This window comes from Flaviaesturariibacter aridisoli, assembly GCF_004343705.1.
GTDB classification, from domain to species: domain Bacteria; phylum Bacteroidota; class Bacteroidia; order Chitinophagales; family Chitinophagaceae; genus Flavisolibacter; species Flavisolibacter aridisoli.
On record NZ_SKFH01000002.1, the window covers coordinates 1 to 18,346 of the forward strand.

At 59.4% G+C, this 18,346-nt stretch carries 10 protein-coding genes and 2 tRNA genes; 7 read left to right on the top strand and 5 right to left on the bottom strand.

The window, feature by feature from the left end; translation table 11 throughout:
- The coding region (locus E0486_RS01655; protein WP_243697352.1) for a HAMP domain-containing protein at positions 1-1,544 on the bottom strand (1,544 nt) is incomplete at its 3' end.
- 218 nt (positions 1,545-1,762) lie between these two features.
- Between E0486_RS01655 and E0486_RS01660 the strand changes: the two genes are divergently transcribed.
- From E0486_RS01660 to E0486_RS01670, 3 genes are all read left to right on the top strand, one after another.
- Positions 1,763-2,191, top strand: coding sequence for a response regulator (locus E0486_RS01660; RefSeq protein WP_131850403.1), 429 nt, complete (start codon positions 1,763-1,765; stop codon positions 2,189-2,191).
- A gap of 215 nt (positions 2,192-2,406) precedes the next feature.
- Positions 2,407-4,179, top strand: a complete 1,773-nt coding sequence (locus E0486_RS01665) for a sensor histidine kinase (RefSeq protein WP_131850404.1) — start codon at positions 2,407-2,409, stop codon at positions 4,177-4,179.
- Between the two features lie 6 nt (positions 4,180-4,185).
- Positions 4,186-7,488, top strand: coding sequence for a caspase family protein (locus tag E0486_RS01670; protein WP_131850405.1), 3,303 nt, complete (start codon positions 4,186-4,188; stop codon positions 7,486-7,488).
- Between the two features lie 49 nt (positions 7,489-7,537).
- On the opposite strand, the gene E0486_RS01675 is transcribed toward E0486_RS01670, so the two are convergent.
- The 3 genes from E0486_RS01675 to E0486_RS18700 all read right to left on the bottom strand — a co-directional run bounded on the left by E0486_RS01675 (position 7,538) and on the right by E0486_RS18700 (position 12,077).
- On the bottom strand, positions 7,538-10,240 hold the full coding sequence (locus E0486_RS01675; protein ID WP_131850406.1) for a hypothetical protein: 2,703 nt from the start codon (positions 10,238-10,240) through the stop codon (positions 7,538-7,540).
- A gap of 480 nt (positions 10,241-10,720) precedes the next feature.
- On the bottom strand, positions 10,721-11,968 hold the full coding sequence (locus E0486_RS01680) for a M23 family metallopeptidase (RefSeq protein ID WP_131850407.1): 1,248 nt from the start codon (positions 11,966-11,968) through the stop codon (positions 10,721-10,723).
- A 20-nt stretch (positions 11,969-11,988) separates the two neighbouring features.
- Positions 11,989-12,077 (bottom strand) — tRNA-Ser (locus tag E0486_RS18700).
- Positions 12,078-12,290: 213 nt separating this feature from the next.
- On the opposite strand from E0486_RS18700, the gene E0486_RS01685 reads away from it, so the two are divergent.
- Positions 12,291-13,724, top strand: a complete 1,434-nt coding sequence (locus E0486_RS01685; RefSeq protein WP_131850408.1) for a hypothetical protein — start codon at positions 12,291-12,293, stop codon at positions 13,722-13,724.
- A gap of 312 nt (positions 13,725-14,036) precedes the next feature.
- On the opposite strand, the gene E0486_RS01690 is transcribed toward E0486_RS01685, so the two are convergent.
- Positions 14,037-14,110, bottom strand: a tRNA-Asp gene (locus tag E0486_RS01690).
- A gap of 192 nt (positions 14,111-14,302) precedes the next feature.
- Between E0486_RS01690 and E0486_RS01695 the strand changes: the two genes are divergently transcribed.
- From E0486_RS01695 to E0486_RS01705, 3 genes are all read left to right on the top strand, one after another.
- Complete coding sequence (locus E0486_RS01695; protein ID WP_131850409.1) at positions 14,303-15,280, top strand: Gfo/Idh/MocA family protein; 978 nt, start codon at positions 14,303-14,305, stop codon at positions 15,278-15,280.
- A gap of 4 nt (positions 15,281-15,284) precedes the next feature.
- On the top strand, positions 15,285-16,688 hold the full coding sequence (locus tag E0486_RS01700) for a sugar transferase (RefSeq protein ID WP_131850410.1): 1,404 nt from the start codon (positions 15,285-15,287) through the stop codon (positions 16,686-16,688).
- Between the two features lie 69 nt (positions 16,689-16,757).
- Positions 16,758-18,335 (top strand): M1 family metallopeptidase, encoded by a 1,578-nt coding sequence (locus E0486_RS01705; protein ID WP_131850411.1) that lies wholly within the window; start codon positions 16,758-16,760, stop codon positions 18,333-18,335.
- The last annotated feature ends 11 nt before the right edge of the window (positions 18,336-18,346 follow it).

The following is an 18,346-nucleotide window of genomic DNA, read 5'->3' on the forward strand; positions in this document are numbered from 1 at the left end:
TCGGTCAGGTCCTTCCAGGTACCACCAACGCCCTGCACTTTGGCCTGGCCACCGAGCTTTCCTTCCGTACCTACTTCAAGGGCCACACGGGTCACCTCGGAAGCGAAGGAGTTGAGCTGGTCCACCATCCGGTTAATTACGTCTTTGATCTGGAGGATCTCACCTTTTACGTCCACCGTGATCTTCTGGGTAAGGTCACCGTTGGCGATGGCGGTTGCTACTTTGGATACGTCACGGAGCTGAACGGTGAGGTTACCGGCCAGCAGGTTTACGTTGTCGGTAAGGTCTTTCCACACACCACCGACGCCTTTTACAGTTGCCTGTCCACCGAGCTTACCTTCCGAGCCCACTTCACGGGCCACCCGGCTTACCTCGGAGGAGAAGGAGTTCAGCTGGTCCACCATCGTATTAATGGTGTTCTTCAGCTCGAGGATCTCCCCTTTTACGTCTACCGTGATCTTGCGCGACAGGTCGCCACGGGCCACGGCCGTTGTTACTTCGGCGATGTTACGTACCTGGCCCGTCAGTTTGGAGGCCATCTGGTTTACGGAGTCGGTCAGGTCCTTCCAGGTTCCGGCTACGCCCGGCACTTCCGCCTGGCCGCCGAGTTTACCTTCGGTACCTACCTCACGCGCCACGCGCGTTACTTCCGATGAGAACGAGTTGAGCTGGTCCACCATCGTATTAATGGTGTTCTTCAGCTCCAGGATCTCGCCCTGTACGTCTACGGTAATTTTTTTGGAGAGGTCGCCTTTCGCCACGGCGGTGGTTACTTCGGCGATATTACGCACCTGGGCGGTCAGGTTACCGGCCATCAGGTTTACGGAGTCGGTCAGGTCTTTCCACACACCGGCCACGCCTTTCACGCGGGCCTGGCCACCCAGCTTACCCTCGGAGCCTACTTCGCGCGCCACGCGCGTTACTTCGGCCGCAAAGAGGTTCAGCTGTTTCACCATGTCGTTCACCTCGCGTGCGATGCGGGCAAATTCCCCTTGCAGCACGTGGTCGCCGATCTGCAGGGTCATTTCCTGCGACAGGTTGCCTTTTGCTACCGAGGAGATCACGTGGGCGATCTCAATGGTGGGGTGAACGAGGTCGGAAATAAGGCCGTTGATGGCTTCCACCCCGGAGCTCCAGGAGCCGCGGGCGTAGGGCAGTTCCACGCGGTGGGTAAGCTTACCCTGCTTGCCGATGGTCTTGCCGGCCTTGGTAAGCTCGCTCATCAGCTGTTCGTTGAGACCGATAATTTCATTGAGCGTATCGCAGATCTTACCGGAGATCCCCACCTGGTCTACAGGCATCCGTACACCGAAATTACCGTTGCGGACTTCGGACAGGATCTTGAGCAGCAGGCGCGCGTCCAGCTGGTCTTCCGTTTCAATAGGAATGGGCGAAGCCGGGGTCTTGGCCTTTGTTTTCCGGGCAACTTTTTTGCCGTTGCCATTGGCCGGAACAACGTCTGTAGGCTCAACGGGTGCAGTTAACTCAATGGGTTCGAGCGGCTCGTGTGCTGAGCCGTTACCAGTGGGCATTTCCGTATTCATGGTAAAAAGGGTGATTAAGGTGACCCCAAACTTACAGCAAAACGCCCGAAAAAACTGAGCAGTAATTCCTTTCTTTGGCTAAATAAATGCCAAACCCTTCTTTTCGCTCCAACCTGAGCAAATTCCTGAGGAACAGTTTAGGGGGAAGTCCGTATCAAAAAGTTTATTTGGTTCAAACAGACGCCTGCTAATACCTTTATCGGCAAGTCGAAAACCTTATGCCGGAACCAGCCCCCCACGCTAACCCTTTTGTATTTTTAGCTGAAGATGATGTGGACGACCAGGAGCTGCTGATCGAGGCGCTGGCCCAGTATGTGCCGGCGATGCAGGTACAAACAGCGGCGAACGGCAAAAAGGCGATGACACAGCTGCTTGCTCTCCCGCCCCAGCAGCTCCCCTGCCTTATTATATTGGATTACAACCTCCCCGAGGTCAATGGCGGGGAAATCTTAAAACAGCTGGCCGCCGAGGAGCGCTACGCTCCCGTGCCGAAAGTGGTCTGGAGCACGTCCAACTCCCCGCTGTACCGCCAGATCTGCATGGACCTCGGCGCCCGCGCCTACTTCGTAAAGCCTTCCGACATCAAAGGCATCGAAAAGATGGCGCAGGAAATGCTGGCCTACTGCCAGCTGGTCACGTCCAGTTAGGCCGAACCTGAATAAAACGGTACTGAGGGCTTCAGCCCCAGACTTTTCCCTTTTCCGGGCACCGGCCTGCACCCTACCCGGAGCCGTGGCTTCAGCCAGTACATCAGCCAGCCTGCCGGTTACCCGGCGGTTCCCGTCGACTGCGCCTGCTGAGTACCCGCTAATTGGCTACCTTTACCGGAAGTCCTGTCGCCTTTTAAACGTACCCAGCTGCTTTGCCTGCCTTTCTTCCTCTTTCGCTGCTCTTCTTTCTACCAGCGCTGATCAACCTCGGCATTGCCACCTATATTGTATTTTTCCTGCCGCGTAGCCGCACCATCGACCTCTTCGCCGTCTGCGTCGTGGCCTTGAGCATCTGGCAGGTTGAGGAAGGCGGGTACATGTACATCAGCAACGCGGCGGCCGCCTATCACTGGGACAAAGTCTTCTGTTTCAGCTGGATCCTCCTCAACCCGGTTGCCCTGCACTTCGCCTGCAGCTATACGAAGAAGCCCTTTGTTGAAAAGCGGTTATTCCTCGTGCTCATCTACCTGCCTTTCCTGCTATTGCATGGGATGTATGTGTCGGACCAATACAAGCGACTGGTGGCCGACAAGCTGTTTGGCTGGGTGATCGCACCCGATACAAGCTTCATCGATGCCCTGCTGATGTGGGTGATGACCGGAACCATGTTCCTGATCACGGGCATGCTGCTCACGTTTGCCTACCAGGTTCGCCACAACGCGCGCCGGCGCACCCAGGCTATCCTGGTGGCACTGGGCATCCTCGTGCCGACGATCGTTGGCTTTATCAGCCAGGTGCTCTTCCCGCTTGTTTTCGGCATCAACGAGTTGCCCCTGGCGCCGACGCTGGTCACGATGTTTTCCCTGTTTACGATTGTGGCGCTGGTGCGCTACAGGCTGTTCGATATCAGCGAGTCGGTCAGCCTGGGCATGGTGCTCCGCCAGTTTCAGAATATTGTCCTGGCCGTGCTCCCCGACCGGAGTGTGCAGGTACTGAACCAATACAGCAGCGACCTTTTCGGGGCTTCCGCCAACCGGCCCCTGCTGACGACGCACTGCTTCGGCTCGCCCGAGGCTGCGGAAGAATTCGATATACAGGTGCTGCAGCCCGCATTTGAAGGCCGGGCGCTGCGCAACAATATGGTCTTCTTCCAGGCCGGGCAGCGTGTAGTCAACACGCTGGTGTCGGTAGAGCCCGTGCTGTACCGCAACAAAGTGCAGGCCGTGCTCGTCGTTGCCAACGATATTACGGAGTACCTGGCCGTTGTGGAGCAGCGCAAGCACGCCGAGCGCCAGCTGGAGGCGGAGCAACTACGCCGTCACCGCGAAATCACCGAAGCGGTGATCGCCGCCCAGGAAAACGAGCGCCGGATCATCGGCGCCGAGCTCCACGACAACGTCAACCAGATCCTCACCAGCGCGAAGCTGTACCTCGGGCTGGTGGCCACCGCCGAACCGGCCGACAGCGGTCGCTTCCTGGAGCAGACCGGCGGGATCATCCTGCAGGCGATGCAGGAAGTGCGCAAGCTCAGTCACTCGCTGATACCGCCCACGCTGAGCGGCGAAACGCTGGAGGAGGCCATGCGCCACCTGCTGCAGGGCCCCGCCCAGGCCGGCTTTGAAGTAGACCTCGACGTATCGCGCTTCGAGGAAGAATGCGTGCCTTCCAAATTAAAACTGACGGTGTATCGCATCGTGCAGGAGCAGTGGAGCAACATCATCAAGCACGCCGGCGCGCGGCAGGTAACGGTTAGCCTGCGCAATTACCGCAATGAGCTGGTGCTCCTCGTCACCGACGACGGCATCGGCTTCGACCCGCAGCAACAGGCACAGGGCGTGGGCCTCAAAAATATCAGCACCCGTGCACAGCTGCACGGCGGCCGCGTCAGCGTGCAGTCCGCACCCAACAGGGGCTGCGCCCTCCGCGTGGAATTTCCCCTGAGCGTAGCCGCATTCAGCCCCTCAGGGCCCGATTACCTAACTTAGGGCTTCATGAATGCCCGCTACTGCTTCCTCGTATTTCTACTGGCTGCCGGATCGATCCTGCAGGCACAGGAGCCGGTATTGAAACTCCCGACCGCGCATACCGCCTGGATCACGCAGTTTGCCCTCTCGCACAACGGTAAGTGGGCGGCCACGGCATCGTACGACAACACGATAAAAATCTGGGACCTGCGTACGCGCCGCGAGCTGAAGGTGCTGCAAGGGCATCGCCAACCGGTGAACGCCATCCGCTTCTCGCCCGACGACAGCCTGCTGCTTTCGGGCGGCGTCGATATGGACCTGCGGCTCTGGAGCGTGCAGCAAGGGGTGTGCGTGCGGCGCCTCGATACGCTCTTCGACCGCGTCATCACCGACGTTGATTTTTCGCCCGATGGCCGGCTGGTGGCGGGCTGCAGCAGCAATAGCCTCGTGGTGTACGAGCTGGCGCGTGGCAGGCGCCAACTCTTTGCCGGACTCAGCGGCCGCGGCCTGCGCCTGCGTTTTTTCCCGGATGGCACGAAGATCGCCTGCGCACAGGCCGACAGCCTCTTGTCGGTGTGGCGCCTGGGCGATTCCGCCGCCTACGTGGAGCGCGAAAGCTTTTCCTACCGCCATGGCCGGATCAACGATTTCCTGTTCACGAAAAGCGGCCTGCTGCTGGCTGCGGTAGAGGCCCCCGTCGACAACGTGCGCCTGCACCGAATGGGTGCCCTCGACTCCTTCCGCTTTGCCGGTCACCCGATGCCGGCGCTGGGCGTCAGCGCGGGGGAAAACGACGACGTGTTTTATTCCATGAGCCGCGATGCCTCGACGTCTCGGCTCCGGCCCGCCATCGAGATCCGCAAATGGCGGATCGGACGGCGCACGCCCATCGACTCGTTTGTGCTGCGCGACCGCGCCAACACCGCTCCCCTGTTCCAGCTGGCGCTGGACCGGCAGGGACGCATCGCCTACGGCAATTCCAGCGCGGTATTGTTCGCCCGGCCCACAGGCGCCCACCTGCAGGAGCAGATCAGCAGCCACACATCCATCGTCAACAGCATCCGGCTGTCCGGAAACCAACTGCTGACTGCTTCGGAAGATGGCCTGCTTCGCTTTATGGACCTCAAAACCGGGCGGCTGGAAGTGGAGGATCTCGGTTCGCGGATTATCTGCAGCCGGCTTTCGGCCGATCGCCGCCTGTTGTACCTCGTGTTGCGGCAGCATACCGACAGCGGGTACCATTCGTTCATCGTGCGCTATGACCCGGAGCGCCGCCGCCGCGATACGCTCGTGCGCGAGTGGAACGCCACCATCCGCGGAATCCCCGGGCTGACCATCTCGGCCGATGGCGCACGGATCGCCTATACGGTCGTGCCCGTAACGCACGGTGGCGTTGACAATTCGAAAGCGCGCTTTCGGATCTGGGACGGGCAGAAGAAAAAATACTCCTACGAAAGCAAGGCAGGCCAGATCTGGGGGCTCACCTTTCTTCGCGGCCACTCTGATTTTGTACTCAGCTCCGGGCTTTCGAACATCCTGTTCCTCGTCAGATGCGATCGGACCCTCCGCCTGCAGGATTCGGTACGTGCGCGGGGCAACACGTATTACGACGTGGCGCAGCTCGATGCGCAGCGTGTGCTGGTGGCCTACGAACAGGGCGTCCAGGTTTGGAACATCACCAGCGGTGTTTTGGAGCGGAAGATCGCCGCCTTTGCGGGCCCTCCGGGCTACGTGTCGCTCGAGTTGCTGTCGGGAGATTCGGCGGTGCTGCTCACCAAAGACGACAGCGTGCGCGTGGTGCACCTTTCCTCCGGCGCGCTGTCGAAGCCGGTCGTATCCGACCTCGGTTGGTTCAATTACGCCACCATGGGCGACAGCGGACAATTGGTGACGGCAGGCATCGACAACAGCATCCGCTTCTGGGATACGGCACAGGGCCGCGAACGGTTCCGGCTTGTGTATATCGACTCTGCAGAGCACCTGTTTTTCACACCCGATGGCTTTTACCAATCATCGCGGGCGGCGGCGCAGCAGGTACACTATGCCACTGCCGACATGCGGATCATCACTTTCGAGCAGCTCGACGTGCAGCGAAACCGTCCCGACCTGGTGCTCCGCGCTGTAGGAGCCGCCGACCCGGCCCTCGTTGACGCCTACCACAAAGCCTGGATGAAGCGCGTGCGTCGTCTTGGGCTCGACACTGCCGTAACAAAGGGTCAGCTCTCGGTGCCCGAGGCCGACTTTGCCGACCGCGACAGCATTGCGCCGGTGCAACGCAACCGGCAGCTGTTGCTGCGCATCCGCGCGCAGGATAAGGAAAAACCGCTGGAACGGCTCAACCTGTGGGTGAACGAATGCCCGCTGTTCGGCACCCGCGGCCTCGCCCTTCCACAGGGGCGGCGCACGCTCGACACCACCCTGGCCATTACCCTTTCTGCCGGCACCAACGTGCTGGAAACTTCGGTACTCAATGCCGCAGGTACCGAAAGCTACCGCTCCCCGTTGACCGTTCATTGCAGCGCGGCGACCGACTCCGGCCGCCTCCATTTCATCGGCATCGGTATCGACAGCTTCGCCGACAACCGCTTCAACCTGCGCTACTCGGTGAAGGACCTGCGCGACCTTGCCACCGCTCTTTCCCGCCGCTACCGCGGCCGCATCCGGATCGATACCCTGTTCAACAGGCAGGTGACTATTGAAGCAGTGCAGGCGCTGAAAAAACGGCTGCTCGAAAGCTCCGTCGACGACAAAGTGATCCTCTCCTATTCCGGCCACGGCCTGCTTGACAAAGACCTCAATTATTTCCTGTCTACGTACCGCGTCCAATTCGATGCGCCCGAAAAGAACGGCTTGCCCTACGAAGCGCTCGAAGCCCTGCTTGATTCGATCCCCGCCCGCCGCAAGCTACTGCTGATCGACGCCTGCCATAGCGGCGAGGTGGACAAAGAAGACGTCCGCCGATACGATTCAACGGCAAAAGGACTTCCCGCAAAAGGCATGAAGGGCGTGGTGCTGCCCAAAGCGGGACCGAGCCGCATGGGTATGAAAAATTCTTTCGAGCTGATGCAGGAGCTTTTCGTGGACGTAGGCCGGCGCACCGGCGCCACCGTGATCTCTGCCGCGGCCGGCACCCAACTAGCCCACGAAGGCGGGTCGGTTCAAAACGGTGTATTTACCTACGCCCTCCTTGAATTCCTGAAACGCAGTCCTACCGGCTCCGTCAACGACCTGAAGCAGTATGTCAACAAGCGGGTGAAAGAGCTGACAAAGGGCTTGCAGGTGCCCACCTCAAGAGCCGAGAACAAACTTCTCAACTGGCAGATCTGGTAAAAAAAGACCCGGGAGTGCTCCCGGGTCTGCTTATGATTTTCAGTAACTTTTATTGAACGATGAACGGAAGCGATGCGCCTTCGTCATTACCGCTCAGCAGGGCGCGGTAGTGGCCCGGGGCGATGCCTGCCGGCAGGGTCAGCGCGCGGCTCAGCGCACCGCCGCTGTGTCGTACGGACTCCTGCAGCAGCACGCGGCCGGTAGCATCGATCACGCGCAGCTCGTAGGTGCCGGCGGAGAGGTTGTCGGAACGAAGTACGAGCGAGCGGTTGCGCACCGGCACCGGGTAGAGCTCGAGGCTGCCGGTAACGGCCGTGGCACGCACACGAAGCACGGGGCTCAGCGTGACGCGGCCGTCCGCATCGATGGCACGCACGCGGTAGTAGTCGTGGCCGGCAAGCAGGGCGCGGTCGGTAAAGCTGTACTGCGCGCTGCCACCTGTGCCCTGTGCGACCGGTACGATACCAATAGCGGTAAAGCTGCGGCCATCGGCGCTGCGCTGCACCTCGTAGCGGGCGACATTGAATTCGGCAGCCGTTGTCCAGCGTACATCCACCGAACCACTGCGCTGCTGCGCCGATACCGAGATGAAGCGAACGGGCAGCAGGTTATCGTTGCTGGTAGAGCCCAGTGTGATGTTGTCGAAGGCGGTCGCCGGGTCGGAGGTGACGGAGCCGGAGCCGTTGAGGCCACCGGAGCCGCTTACGGCACTTTGCCCCATGCTTTCCCAGGCCGCCCCGTTGAAACGCACCGGCACCAGCGTAGACGTGTTGGAAACGTAGGCGCCCGGGCCGTTGCAGCCGCTTTCGGGGCTCCAGAACAGGGTCACCGTAGGCGTGTTGGCGCCGCCTGCTTTTTGCAGGTTCCAGTATTCACAGGCGCTCACCTTCATCACCGGCAACACCATCCCCGAACCGAGTACGGCTTTCGGGTTGCCGCGGTTATAGGTGGCCGTGAAGTCGCCACCGGCACCCGGTGCCGAAATACCGATCGGCGCATATACCCCACCGCCGCCAACGGGGAAAACGAAGGCGCTGGTACCAAGGCGGTGCAGCGGGCCCTGAACATAAGAAGCCGTGCTGGCGCCCGTTGTGCTGGCGCTTGCCTGCAGCGTCAGCAACTCAGTAGCCGTGCTGATCAATACACCGTCGGTAAGTGTCAGCAGTCCCGCAATGGACACGGGGCTGAGAAGCGTTTTAGTACCGCCGCCCGACAGAGTCACGTCGGTGAAGACGAAGTCCACCGTGGGCCCGGTTTGCCTCGCCGTTACGGTGATGTTTTGCGCGGCGCTGCCATTGAAATTGAATACGGAACCGGTGCTGATGATCGTACCGCCCGATTCAGCGACTGCGTTGAACAGCAGGTTGCCGGCAACGCTGATGGTGCCGGCCTCCAGGGTCAGGTCAAACTGGCGGAAGTTCGAGATGCTGAGGTTGTTGTAGCTGCCCGTGCGCACGGTCTGCGCGATGTTGGTGGCGTAGGTGACGGTACCGCCGAAGGTCTTGCCGGCGGCGAAGGGCGTGCTGCCGCGCACGATCAGGTTGCCCGCGTGACCGGTAGCGTCGAAGGTGCCGCCGAGCGTCTCCTGGTTCATATCGATCGTGATGCCGGAGCCGGTTACGAGGAGGCCGTTAACCACGATCGACGACGACTCGTCGCTGCCGCTCCCCAGCACGGTGAGGTTGTTATAGGTGCCGAACACGATCTTTTGTCCACCACCGGGAGCATCATACTGGATCGTGCCGCCCCAGTTGCGGCCGGAGGGAACGGGAAGAAGGGTGGCGGTATGCTGCGTGCGGATGGTGCCCACATTGGTCTGGCTGCCGATGCCTCCCGACGGGTGGGCGGCCAGCTGGAAGGTGCCCATATTAAGGGTTGTGCCGGTGGTCAGGGTGGCTACTTCGCCGCCGATGATGATGTCACCTGACGCGCTGCTTTCGCCCCCCGAAGCGTGGCTGATGTACAGGTTATTGTAAGTGCCCTGGGCGACGGTCTGGCCACCGCTTGCGGCATTGTACAGCACCGCTCCTGTGCCGGCAAGGATGTTGCCCCAGGTGCGACCGGCAGGCAGTGCGGTGGCCGAGGTGCTCTGGGTTTCAATCGTGCCATCCAATACGAGGCCTGCGGCGCCGAGTGTCAGCGCAAAGGTGGCCATATCCAGCACGGAGCTCGATGCGACCGTCAGGTTGTTGCTGACGCTGAGCGGGGCGCCGGCGTGCGTGGTGCGGCTGTCGCCGGGTACGCCGCCCTGGACGGTGAGGTTGTAAAAATTGTCAAATACCGCGGGCAGCGTGTTGTTGCCGTTGAGGATAACGGTGCCCGTGCCGGAGGTCCAGGAGTTGGTCCCGCTGCCCGATGCTGCAAAGCCGGCGGCCGTGAGCGTTCCCGAGCCCAGGTTTAGTGCGCCGCCACCGGTGCCGGCGCCCAGCGATACGGTACCCGCTACGGTGAGCTGCACGCCCGGGTCGAGCGACAGCGTGGACGTTGCGGCAGAAGCGCCGTTGTTGACCTGGATCGCAGCGACGGAAGCGTTCACATCAACGGTCACCGACACACCCGAAGCGATGCTAACGGCATCACCCGGCACCGGCACGCCCGTGCCGCCCCAGGTGGTGTTATCACTCCACGGACCGGAGTTGACGGCCAGCTTCTGCGCCTGGCTGTTGAAGGAGCATAGGACGAATAATAGAATCGCGGACAGGAGACGGAAGCTCGTCCGCACGTTAGGTGTTGATAGGTAGAAATACGGCATGGAAACGGTTTTGGGGTTTGCGAATTTTCTGGCGCTTGATGCATGCAAAAGTTGAACCGCGGCAGGCGCGCCGACAAAAGCTCCGACATAGATCAGGCGGTGCGTAACGCTCCCGCAACGTGGCTGTACGCGCCTGTTATAGCACCGTTCCCCCCGCGCGCCGCAACGACCCAAGCACAGCTTGTGTCGGCACGGAAGTGCTTGACCTGGATGTTTTTAAAAAGAAGACGACACTGTCGTTGCTATCGCACAGCAGGTCATTGAAAGACTACAGGAAAACAAATTTCTTTACGACCGGGCACACCTGAAAAACCGGTTCGCAAAAGAACGGTTGTTGGGGTGTTACCGGGACAGCATCCGAACGATCCTAAGCACCATCAACCCCATCAACGCGATTGCAGGTCTCGGGGGAAGGTAACCGGGAAGCCCGGCCGGAGCAGGGCTGTTTCAAAAAAAGCCGGCGGACAAAGGAGCATCCGGTCAGTCGCCGAACTGCAGTACGTCGCCGTATACAGGCATCAGGCGCCGTTGCACCTGCACCGGCCGGAACGCGTTCCAGGCCTCACCTTCATCGGACCAGCGGCTGACGTCAGCTGGCGAAAGCTTCCCTACTTTTTTATACACGCGAAATAAAAACGGTTGCCCCTCGTCCCAGAAATGGTTCCCGGCATTGACCTGGAAATGCAGGTGTGCGCCGGATGAATTCCCGGTATTGCCCACGCGGGCGATGATCTGCCCTTTGCGTACCGCTTGTCCTTTACGCACGGTCAGGCTCCGGGTGTGAAGATGCCCATAGAATACGCTCATACCGTTTTCCAGGGATAATACGATAAAGTTTCCCGTAACATTTTTGGCGGTACGGGGCACCGTCATCAGGGGCGGCACATTCTCCGGTACATCCTCCTGTGCATCCGCAACAATGCCATCGGCCACCGCGTATACCGGCGCTCCGAACCCGGCATAATTCTCATTGCGGGTGGAGTCGCCGTGGTAAGCTTTCCCGTCGGCGCCCAGCATCGCCCAGTCGTAAGCAAAACGCTGCGGCACCCGCACCGAACCGCCGTAAGGATAAAGAAGTTTGTTATGGCCCTCTTTGCTGGCCAGGCCTGGATCGGAGCCCTGTGCCGTGACCCAGGTGCCGCGTAGCGGCGGGTCGAGCAGCAATGGCGTTGCCCGCTTCGGAACAGCAAGCGGCGACAATGTAAGCGCGTATTTCCGCGAACCGCCAATCAGCAGGCGGTGGTACAACGTTGTGGGTAAGGTTCCGGCCGGGACGGGCAGCCAGATGAACAGCGTGCTCCGGCTGCCGTACGCCAGTTGCAGGGCCAGGGAATCATCCTGCGCGCCCATGTTGCGCAGGCTGTTGCGCAAGCGCTCCCCGCTGATCTTGTCCATTGGAGCATTTTTCCCCGCAGAAGAGAAGACTTCCACCCCGTCCAGCAAAAGCGTTTGCCGGATGAAATTGACCAGTTGAAGCTCGTATACAAGGAATCGGCCCGCCTCCAGTTCCGCTAGACGAGGGGCCGTCAGGAAGGTCGCCTCGAGCGGTGTGCGCGGATTGTCGGCATACGAAGTGTCGGCACTCAGCGGTGCTGCAGAGGATTCCTGTGCGTTTGACGGGTACGACGCCAGCAAACTGACCAGGGCGAATAAAAACAGGGTTCGGAGCATGGTTCTGCTTGAAGCGGTCAAGTTAAACCGAAAGCCGGTGACGGGTTTGCCTTTCATCCTTTTATAAAAACGAAAGACAAAACAGCCAGGGATTCGAACCCTGGATACAGTTGCCTGTATTCCGGTTTTCGAGACCGGCCCATTCAACCGCTCCGGGATCTATCCTGATAAGGAAAAAGGAATTCGACAGGCAGGGCAATCCAATTTTTCGAACCCAGTCCGCGAAACAGCCGGCACGGTTGCCCGGCAAAAAGCCTATCTTACCTGTAAGAATTTTATTTTTTACCTAAACGCAACCAAAATGCAATCAACGATTCCTCTGCCCCAGGGGCCTGCAAATGCAACGCTCCCTGAAATTTCAGAAATCACCGCAGACAAAGTGCTGATCCCCGCGAAGGCCGCCGCAGGCAGCGAAACCTACCAGCAATTTCTTCTTGAACAAACGGCGGCAACCAGCACTTCGCCCGATGCCTTCAAACTGGTTCCCTTTAACGGCTATTACACCTGGGATGAGGTGCCGGGGGCCTTCATTGCCGTAGACACCAATTTTGTATTCAAAGGTACCAGCGAAGCCTCCTTTCAGCAGGTCGACCTGCTTTTTTCGCTCGATGGAAAATCCTGTCAGCGCGTGCCGTTTACCGGTACTTTCGATGGCACTACGCTGATGCAATCGGACACACCTTTCGGGAATGTATGCGCAACGTTTACCCGCAATAATACGGTTAGCAAGGCCGATCCCACGACTGCCGTTGTAGCCACCCTCTGCTTGTCGATCGGCGAGCCCGACACCGAGCATTTCCGTTCGATAACCGCTACAACCTATAACAACCCGATCGGTTACGACGCGTTCAAAGGAACCTATTATGATGTAAAAGCCGCCGGTAAACCCGCCGCCCTGCAGATCTGCGACGGCTACCAGGTGCTGTTCGACGGCGGCTCGGGCGCGCCGCTGGCGCCCATACAGGCCTGGGTATACAATATGAACATGTATTTTTTCTATTTCGATATGCCTGGCGGCTCGGGCCGCCTGATTATGGGTGCCGGTGCCGTGGATGGGCTTATCTGTAACAATATGACCATAACGGCTCCGTCGCTGACACAGCGAATACTTCAAACCATTGCCGATCCGCCTCAACCTGCGATCACCACTCCTAACCCGGCTTCGCCGGCCCTGATGCAGTTCAGCGGGTATTACCCGGTTTCAGGTAAAGGCCTGTCGCCGAATGCCTTCCTCTGCGTACTCGGCCAATACGTTTGTTTAGAAGGCAGCGCACCCGCCTATTCGGCTACAATCGGCTACTCGGCGGATGGCTCCAGTTCAATCGGATTTATGGTGGATACGACGATGGAATTTTCGGGCGACACGCTCCGTTTTGCAGGCTCCGGCACCATACCGGCACTGCAACTCACGTTCACGCGGCAATATGTGCCCGGCCAGGCTTCCCTGGTATCCATAACGGGGTCGATTGGTGACACCGAGCTTACCGGCTTCACGCTCTTCAACCCGGTACCGCTCACCGCTTTTGGAGGCGTGCCCATGACGAGCAGCAGCACCCAGGAAAAACTTACTATAAACAGCCCAGTCCATATCACCCACGATACCGGCAATCAGGATGCGAACGGAAAAGAAATCATTTACGATTACGGAACCTTCGTCTATGCGCCGCTGATGTATATCCTGGTGACGACAGGCTTGAATGACAAGCCGAGTATCACCTTGTCGCTGGGCACCAACGGTGCCAACGGGAATGCGTGCATCGTCATACAAGACGGCGGCAAAGTTGTGACCTCAGTGTACTCGATACCCGGTTGATTTCGGTCTGTTTGCATTAAAGAAAGGAGCCTCAGGGCTCCTTTTTTTATGAACACTCATCCGGTCCGGTAACCAGGCTCGCGACAAGGGCCACCAAAAGCCCCTCGCTGCGGCAAGGGGCGCTGATTTTGTTCTGCACAATGGACGGGACTCGCCCCCCCGCGCCTCAGGCGAGGCGTGCATTGTGGCGCCGGAGAAGGTCATTGGGTTGCGCCGTTTCTCCTTTGCAAAACGTGCCGTCCAAAAGACTTTCCATGATGTAAACGCAGCGGCATACGACGAAAAAGCCCCGGTTTTCACCGGGGCTTTTTGCGGACTGGACGGGACTCGAACCCGCGACCTCCGCCGTGACAGGGCGGCATTCTAACCAACTGAACTACCAATCCAACTCACTCATTCAGAGAGCGTTTCGCTGAATGGAGTGCAAAGATAAGGGGCCTGTTTATTTCACCAAAAAAAATTGAAAAAAAGTTTTTCGCCGTCCTTCCGGATCGATCCGTTGCGATCGCTTCGGGGCGCGCTTAAAATCATCAGCATCAGCAGCATCCGTTATCTTTGGCCTTTAACCCCCGCCAAGCATGCTGCGTGTAGGAATTTTCGGAACAGGCCACCTGGGTAAGTTTCACCTGAACAACTGGAAAGAGATCGAAGGGACCATCATCGCCGGGTTTTTCGACCCCAACGACGCCACCGCCGAAGAGATCGTCCGGCAATATGGCATCCGACGCTATCCCAGCGAGGAAGCCCTTATCGACGACTGCGACCTCATCGACGTCGTATCACCCACCCCCTATCACTTTGCTACCTGCGCCGCCGCTATCCGCAAGGGCCGGCATGTGTTCGTGGAAAAGCCGATGGCCAACACGATGGAGGAAGGCGCCGCACTGGTGAAACTGGTGCAGGAATCGAACGTGAAGCTGCAGGTGGGCCACGTGGAACGCTTCAACCCGGCGTTTGTGGCCCTCGACCGGAGCCGCCTAGCGCCGATGTTTATCGAGGTCCACCGCCTGGCGCAATTTAACCCCCGCGGCACCGAAGTAAGCGTCATCCTCGACCTGATGATCCACGACATCGACATCGTGCTGAGCATGGTGCAGAGCGACGTGAAGCAGCTCTCCGCCTCGGGAGTGGCCGTGCTTACCGATACCCCCGACATCGCCAACGTACGCATCGAGTTCAACAACGGCTGCGTGGCCAACCTCACCTCCAGCCGCATCTCGTTGAAGAAGATGCGCAAAATGCGTCTCTTTCAGAAAGACGCCTATATCAGCGTGGACTTCCTCGACAAAAAGACCGAAGTGATCCGCCTCAGCGATGAAGCGGCCGCCGACGGCCTTTCGTTCCCGATCGAAGTGCCGGGTGGCGGCACCCGCAACATCAGCATCCGCAACCCCGAAGTGGGACCGGGAAACGCTATCCGCGCCGAGCTCGAAGCCTTCGTGGACGCGATCCGCAACAATACCCGCACCGTTGTAAACGAGATCGACGGCTTCCGCGCCATGGAAGTGGCGCACCAGATCCTGCAAAAGATCCACGCCAACCTGTCGACCACCTGAGTGCATGCGGACCCGAACGATTCCTAACACGGTGTATGTCCTGAGCGATTATACGATGGCGGCCCTGTCCTGGGCGCTGTTCTATTTCGTGCGCAAAGTGCTGCTGAATGAGCCCGTGAACATCAGTGAAGGTCACTGGGAGCGCTTCTGGCTGGGCACCATGCTCATCCCGCTCGGCTGGCTGGCCCTCTTTACGGTGGGTGGCTCGTACGGGTCGGTGTATAAGAAATCGCGCTTCGGGGAATTCACCCAGACCTTCATCGGCTCGCTGCTCGGCTCCATCGTACTGTTTTTCGTATTCCTGCTCGACGACGTACAGAGCGACTATACCTATTACTACGCCGCCTTCGGCTGCCTGCTCGGCCTGCACTTCCTGCTCCTGTTCGCCGGGCGCCTGCTGATCCTGCAGCGCGCGCACCACCAGTTGCGCCGCGGCGAGGTGTCGTTCCCGGCGCTCATTGTGGCCACGGGCGAAGAAGCGCAGCGGCTGCACATCGATACGGCCGCGAAGCTGCGCGACGAAGGCTACCGCATCGTGGGCTACCTCTCGCTGCTCCCTTCCGACAACGGCCGCAAGGGCCTCCGCTCGCTCGGGCATATCGGGCAACTCGAAAGCGTGCTCGAAGCGGAAGCGATCCGCTGCGTGATCCTCGGCAACCGCAAGACCGAAGTGCCCATCCTCGAAAGCCTTGTGGACCGCCTCTCCGAGCGCGACGTGGAGGTGAAAATGCCGCCTACCACCCTCGACATCCTTGCCGGGTCGGTAAAGACCAGCAACGTGATGGGTCCCGTGCTGATGGACATCAAAACCGGCCTGATGCCCGAATGGCAACAAAACAGCAAGCGCCTCATCGACATTGTGTTTTCGTTTTTCGCCCTGCTGCTGCTCCTGCCCTTCATGCTTTTCATCGCGCTGCGGGTGCGGTTTTCATCGAAAGGACCGATCTTCTATTCGCAGGAGCGCATCGGCTACAAGGGACGCCCGTTCCGGATGTATAAGTTCCGCTCGATGTTCACCGACGCCGAAGCCGCCGGGCCGGCGCTCTCCTCCGACAACGATCCGCGGATCACGCGCTGGGGCCGCGTCATGCGCAAGTGGCGCCTCGACGAGCTGCCGCAGCTGCTTTCCATCCTGAAGGGCGATATGAGCCTCGTGGGCCCGCGCCCCGAGCGCCGCTATTACATCAACCAGATCGTGGCGCAGTTCCCCTACTACAAATACCTGCTCAAAGTGAAGCCGGGCCTCACCTCCTGGGGCATGGTGCAATTCGGCTATGCCGAAAACGTCGACGAAATGATCAAGCGCTCGCGCTTCGACCTCGTGTACATCGAGAACATCTCGCTGGCCCTCGACTTCAAGATCATGATCCATACCGTGCGGATCATCCTGAAGGGAAAAGGGAAGTAGACGGCTGGGAGTTTGTAGTTTATTGTTTGTAGTTTGTAGTTTGTAGTTTAGTTCCATAAAACCAATTGCATGAAAAAGCTTTGTGTTCTTGTTGCCTTCGCCGGCGGCTTGCAGGCCACCGCGCAACAGGCGCCCTACTGGCAGCAGCAGGCCAACTATACCATTGACGTTTCGCTCGATGACAAGAAGCATATGCTCCGCGGCCACGAAGAGATCGAGTACATCAATCATTCGCCCGACGCGCTGAAAGAAATTTACATCCACCTCTGGATGAACGCCTACCGCAACGACAGGACCGCCTTCGCCCGGCAACTCGCGCGCGACAAGGAAGGCAGCGACCGCCTGGCGAAATTCCGCGACCGCGGCTCCATCGACTCACTGCAGTTCACCGTCAACGGGCAGCCGGCCTCCTACCAGAACGAAAACAGCGACCCCGACGTGATCCGCCTGACGCTGGCCCAGCCCATCGCGCCCGGCGCGCGCGCCATAATCCGCACCCCTTTCGTGGTAGACCTGCCCGAGTACATCTCGCGCGGCGGCCACCGCAAGCAGGACTACATGATCTGCCAATGGTTCCCGAAAGTGGCGGTATACGACCGCAAGGGCTGGCATGCCTTCCCCTACCTTGACCAGGGTGAATTTTATTCCGACTTCGGCAGCTACAACGTGTCGATCACGGTGCCTTCGTCGTACTTCGTAGGGGCATCGGGCGTGCTGCAGAACGCGGGCGAGCTGGCGCAGTACAAAGCCATCGGCAGCGCCAACCGCGCCGCCGGAAGCCGCAGCAATACCGTCGCCTATGTGCCGCCGCCCGGGGCTACCAAAACACTGAGCTACCGTGGCGACAGCATTCCCGATTTTGCGTGGTTTGCCTCGAAAGATTTTACTATCCGCTACGATACGATGCAGCTCGACAACCGCAGCATCGACGTGTTTACGTTTCACCATCCTGATGGCAACAGCAACTGGGTGAACAGCACCGACTATGTGAAAAGCGGCGCCCGCGCCTACTCGGGTTACCTCGGCGCCTACCCGCACCCGGTGGTGCAGGCGGTGGAAGGACCGAAGAACGAAAGCTCGGGCGGGATGGAATACCCGATGATCACGCTCATCACCTCTCCCGACGCCACCGGCGAAGCACTCGATGCCGTCATCACCCACGAAGTAGGGCACAACTGGTTCATGGCGATCCTGGGCTCCAACGAACGCACCCACGCCTGGCTTGACGAAGGACTGAACACCTACTTCCAGTTTCGCTATGAAGCCGAACGGTACCGCTACAACAGCATCTTCGGCAACAACATTCCCGCCGAACTGCGGAAGATGCCGCCCGCCGACTTCCAGGCCGTGGTGTACAAGGCCATCAACGACAATATGACGATGGATGGCCCGATCGACATTCCGTCGGCCGACTACCCGAGCAAAGACGAATACGCACTGAGCACCTACATCAAAACCGCGCTCTGGCTTTACGTGATGGAGTTGCAGTTGGGTCGCGAAACGGTGGACCGCGCCTTTCATTCCTATTATGCGCAATGGAAGTTCCGGCACCCCTATCCCGAAGACCTGAAGGCCGCCTTCGATGCCGCTGCCGGCACCGATACAGCGCCCTACTTCGACTTGCTGAAGAAAAAAGGAAAGCTCTAACCAAACCTGTT

Coding starts and splice junctions, on each gene's coding strand:
- E0486_RS01660 (WP_131850403.1), top strand. CDS start 1,763: ATGCCGGAACCAGCCCCCCACGCTAACCCTTTTGTATTTTTAGCTGAA.
- E0486_RS01670 (WP_131850405.1), top strand. CDS start 4,186: ATGAATGCCCGCTACTGCTTCCTCGTATTTCTACTGGCTGCCGGATCG.
- E0486_RS01675 (WP_131850406.1), bottom strand. CDS start 10,240: ATGCCGTATTTCTACCTATCAACACCTAACGTGCGGACGAGCTTCCGT.
- E0486_RS01680 (WP_131850407.1), bottom strand. CDS start 11,968: ATGAAAGGCAAACCCGTCACCGGCTTTCGGTTTAACTTGACCGCTTCA.
- E0486_RS01695 (WP_131850409.1), top strand. CDS start 14,303: ATGCTGCGTGTAGGAATTTTCGGAACAGGCCACCTGGGTAAGTTTCAC.
- E0486_RS01700 (WP_131850410.1), top strand. CDS start 15,285: ATGCGGACCCGAACGATTCCTAACACGGTGTATGTCCTGAGCGATTAT.
- E0486_RS01705 (WP_131850411.1), top strand. CDS start 16,758: ATGAAAAAGCTTTGTGTTCTTGTTGCCTTCGCCGGCGGCTTGCAGGCC.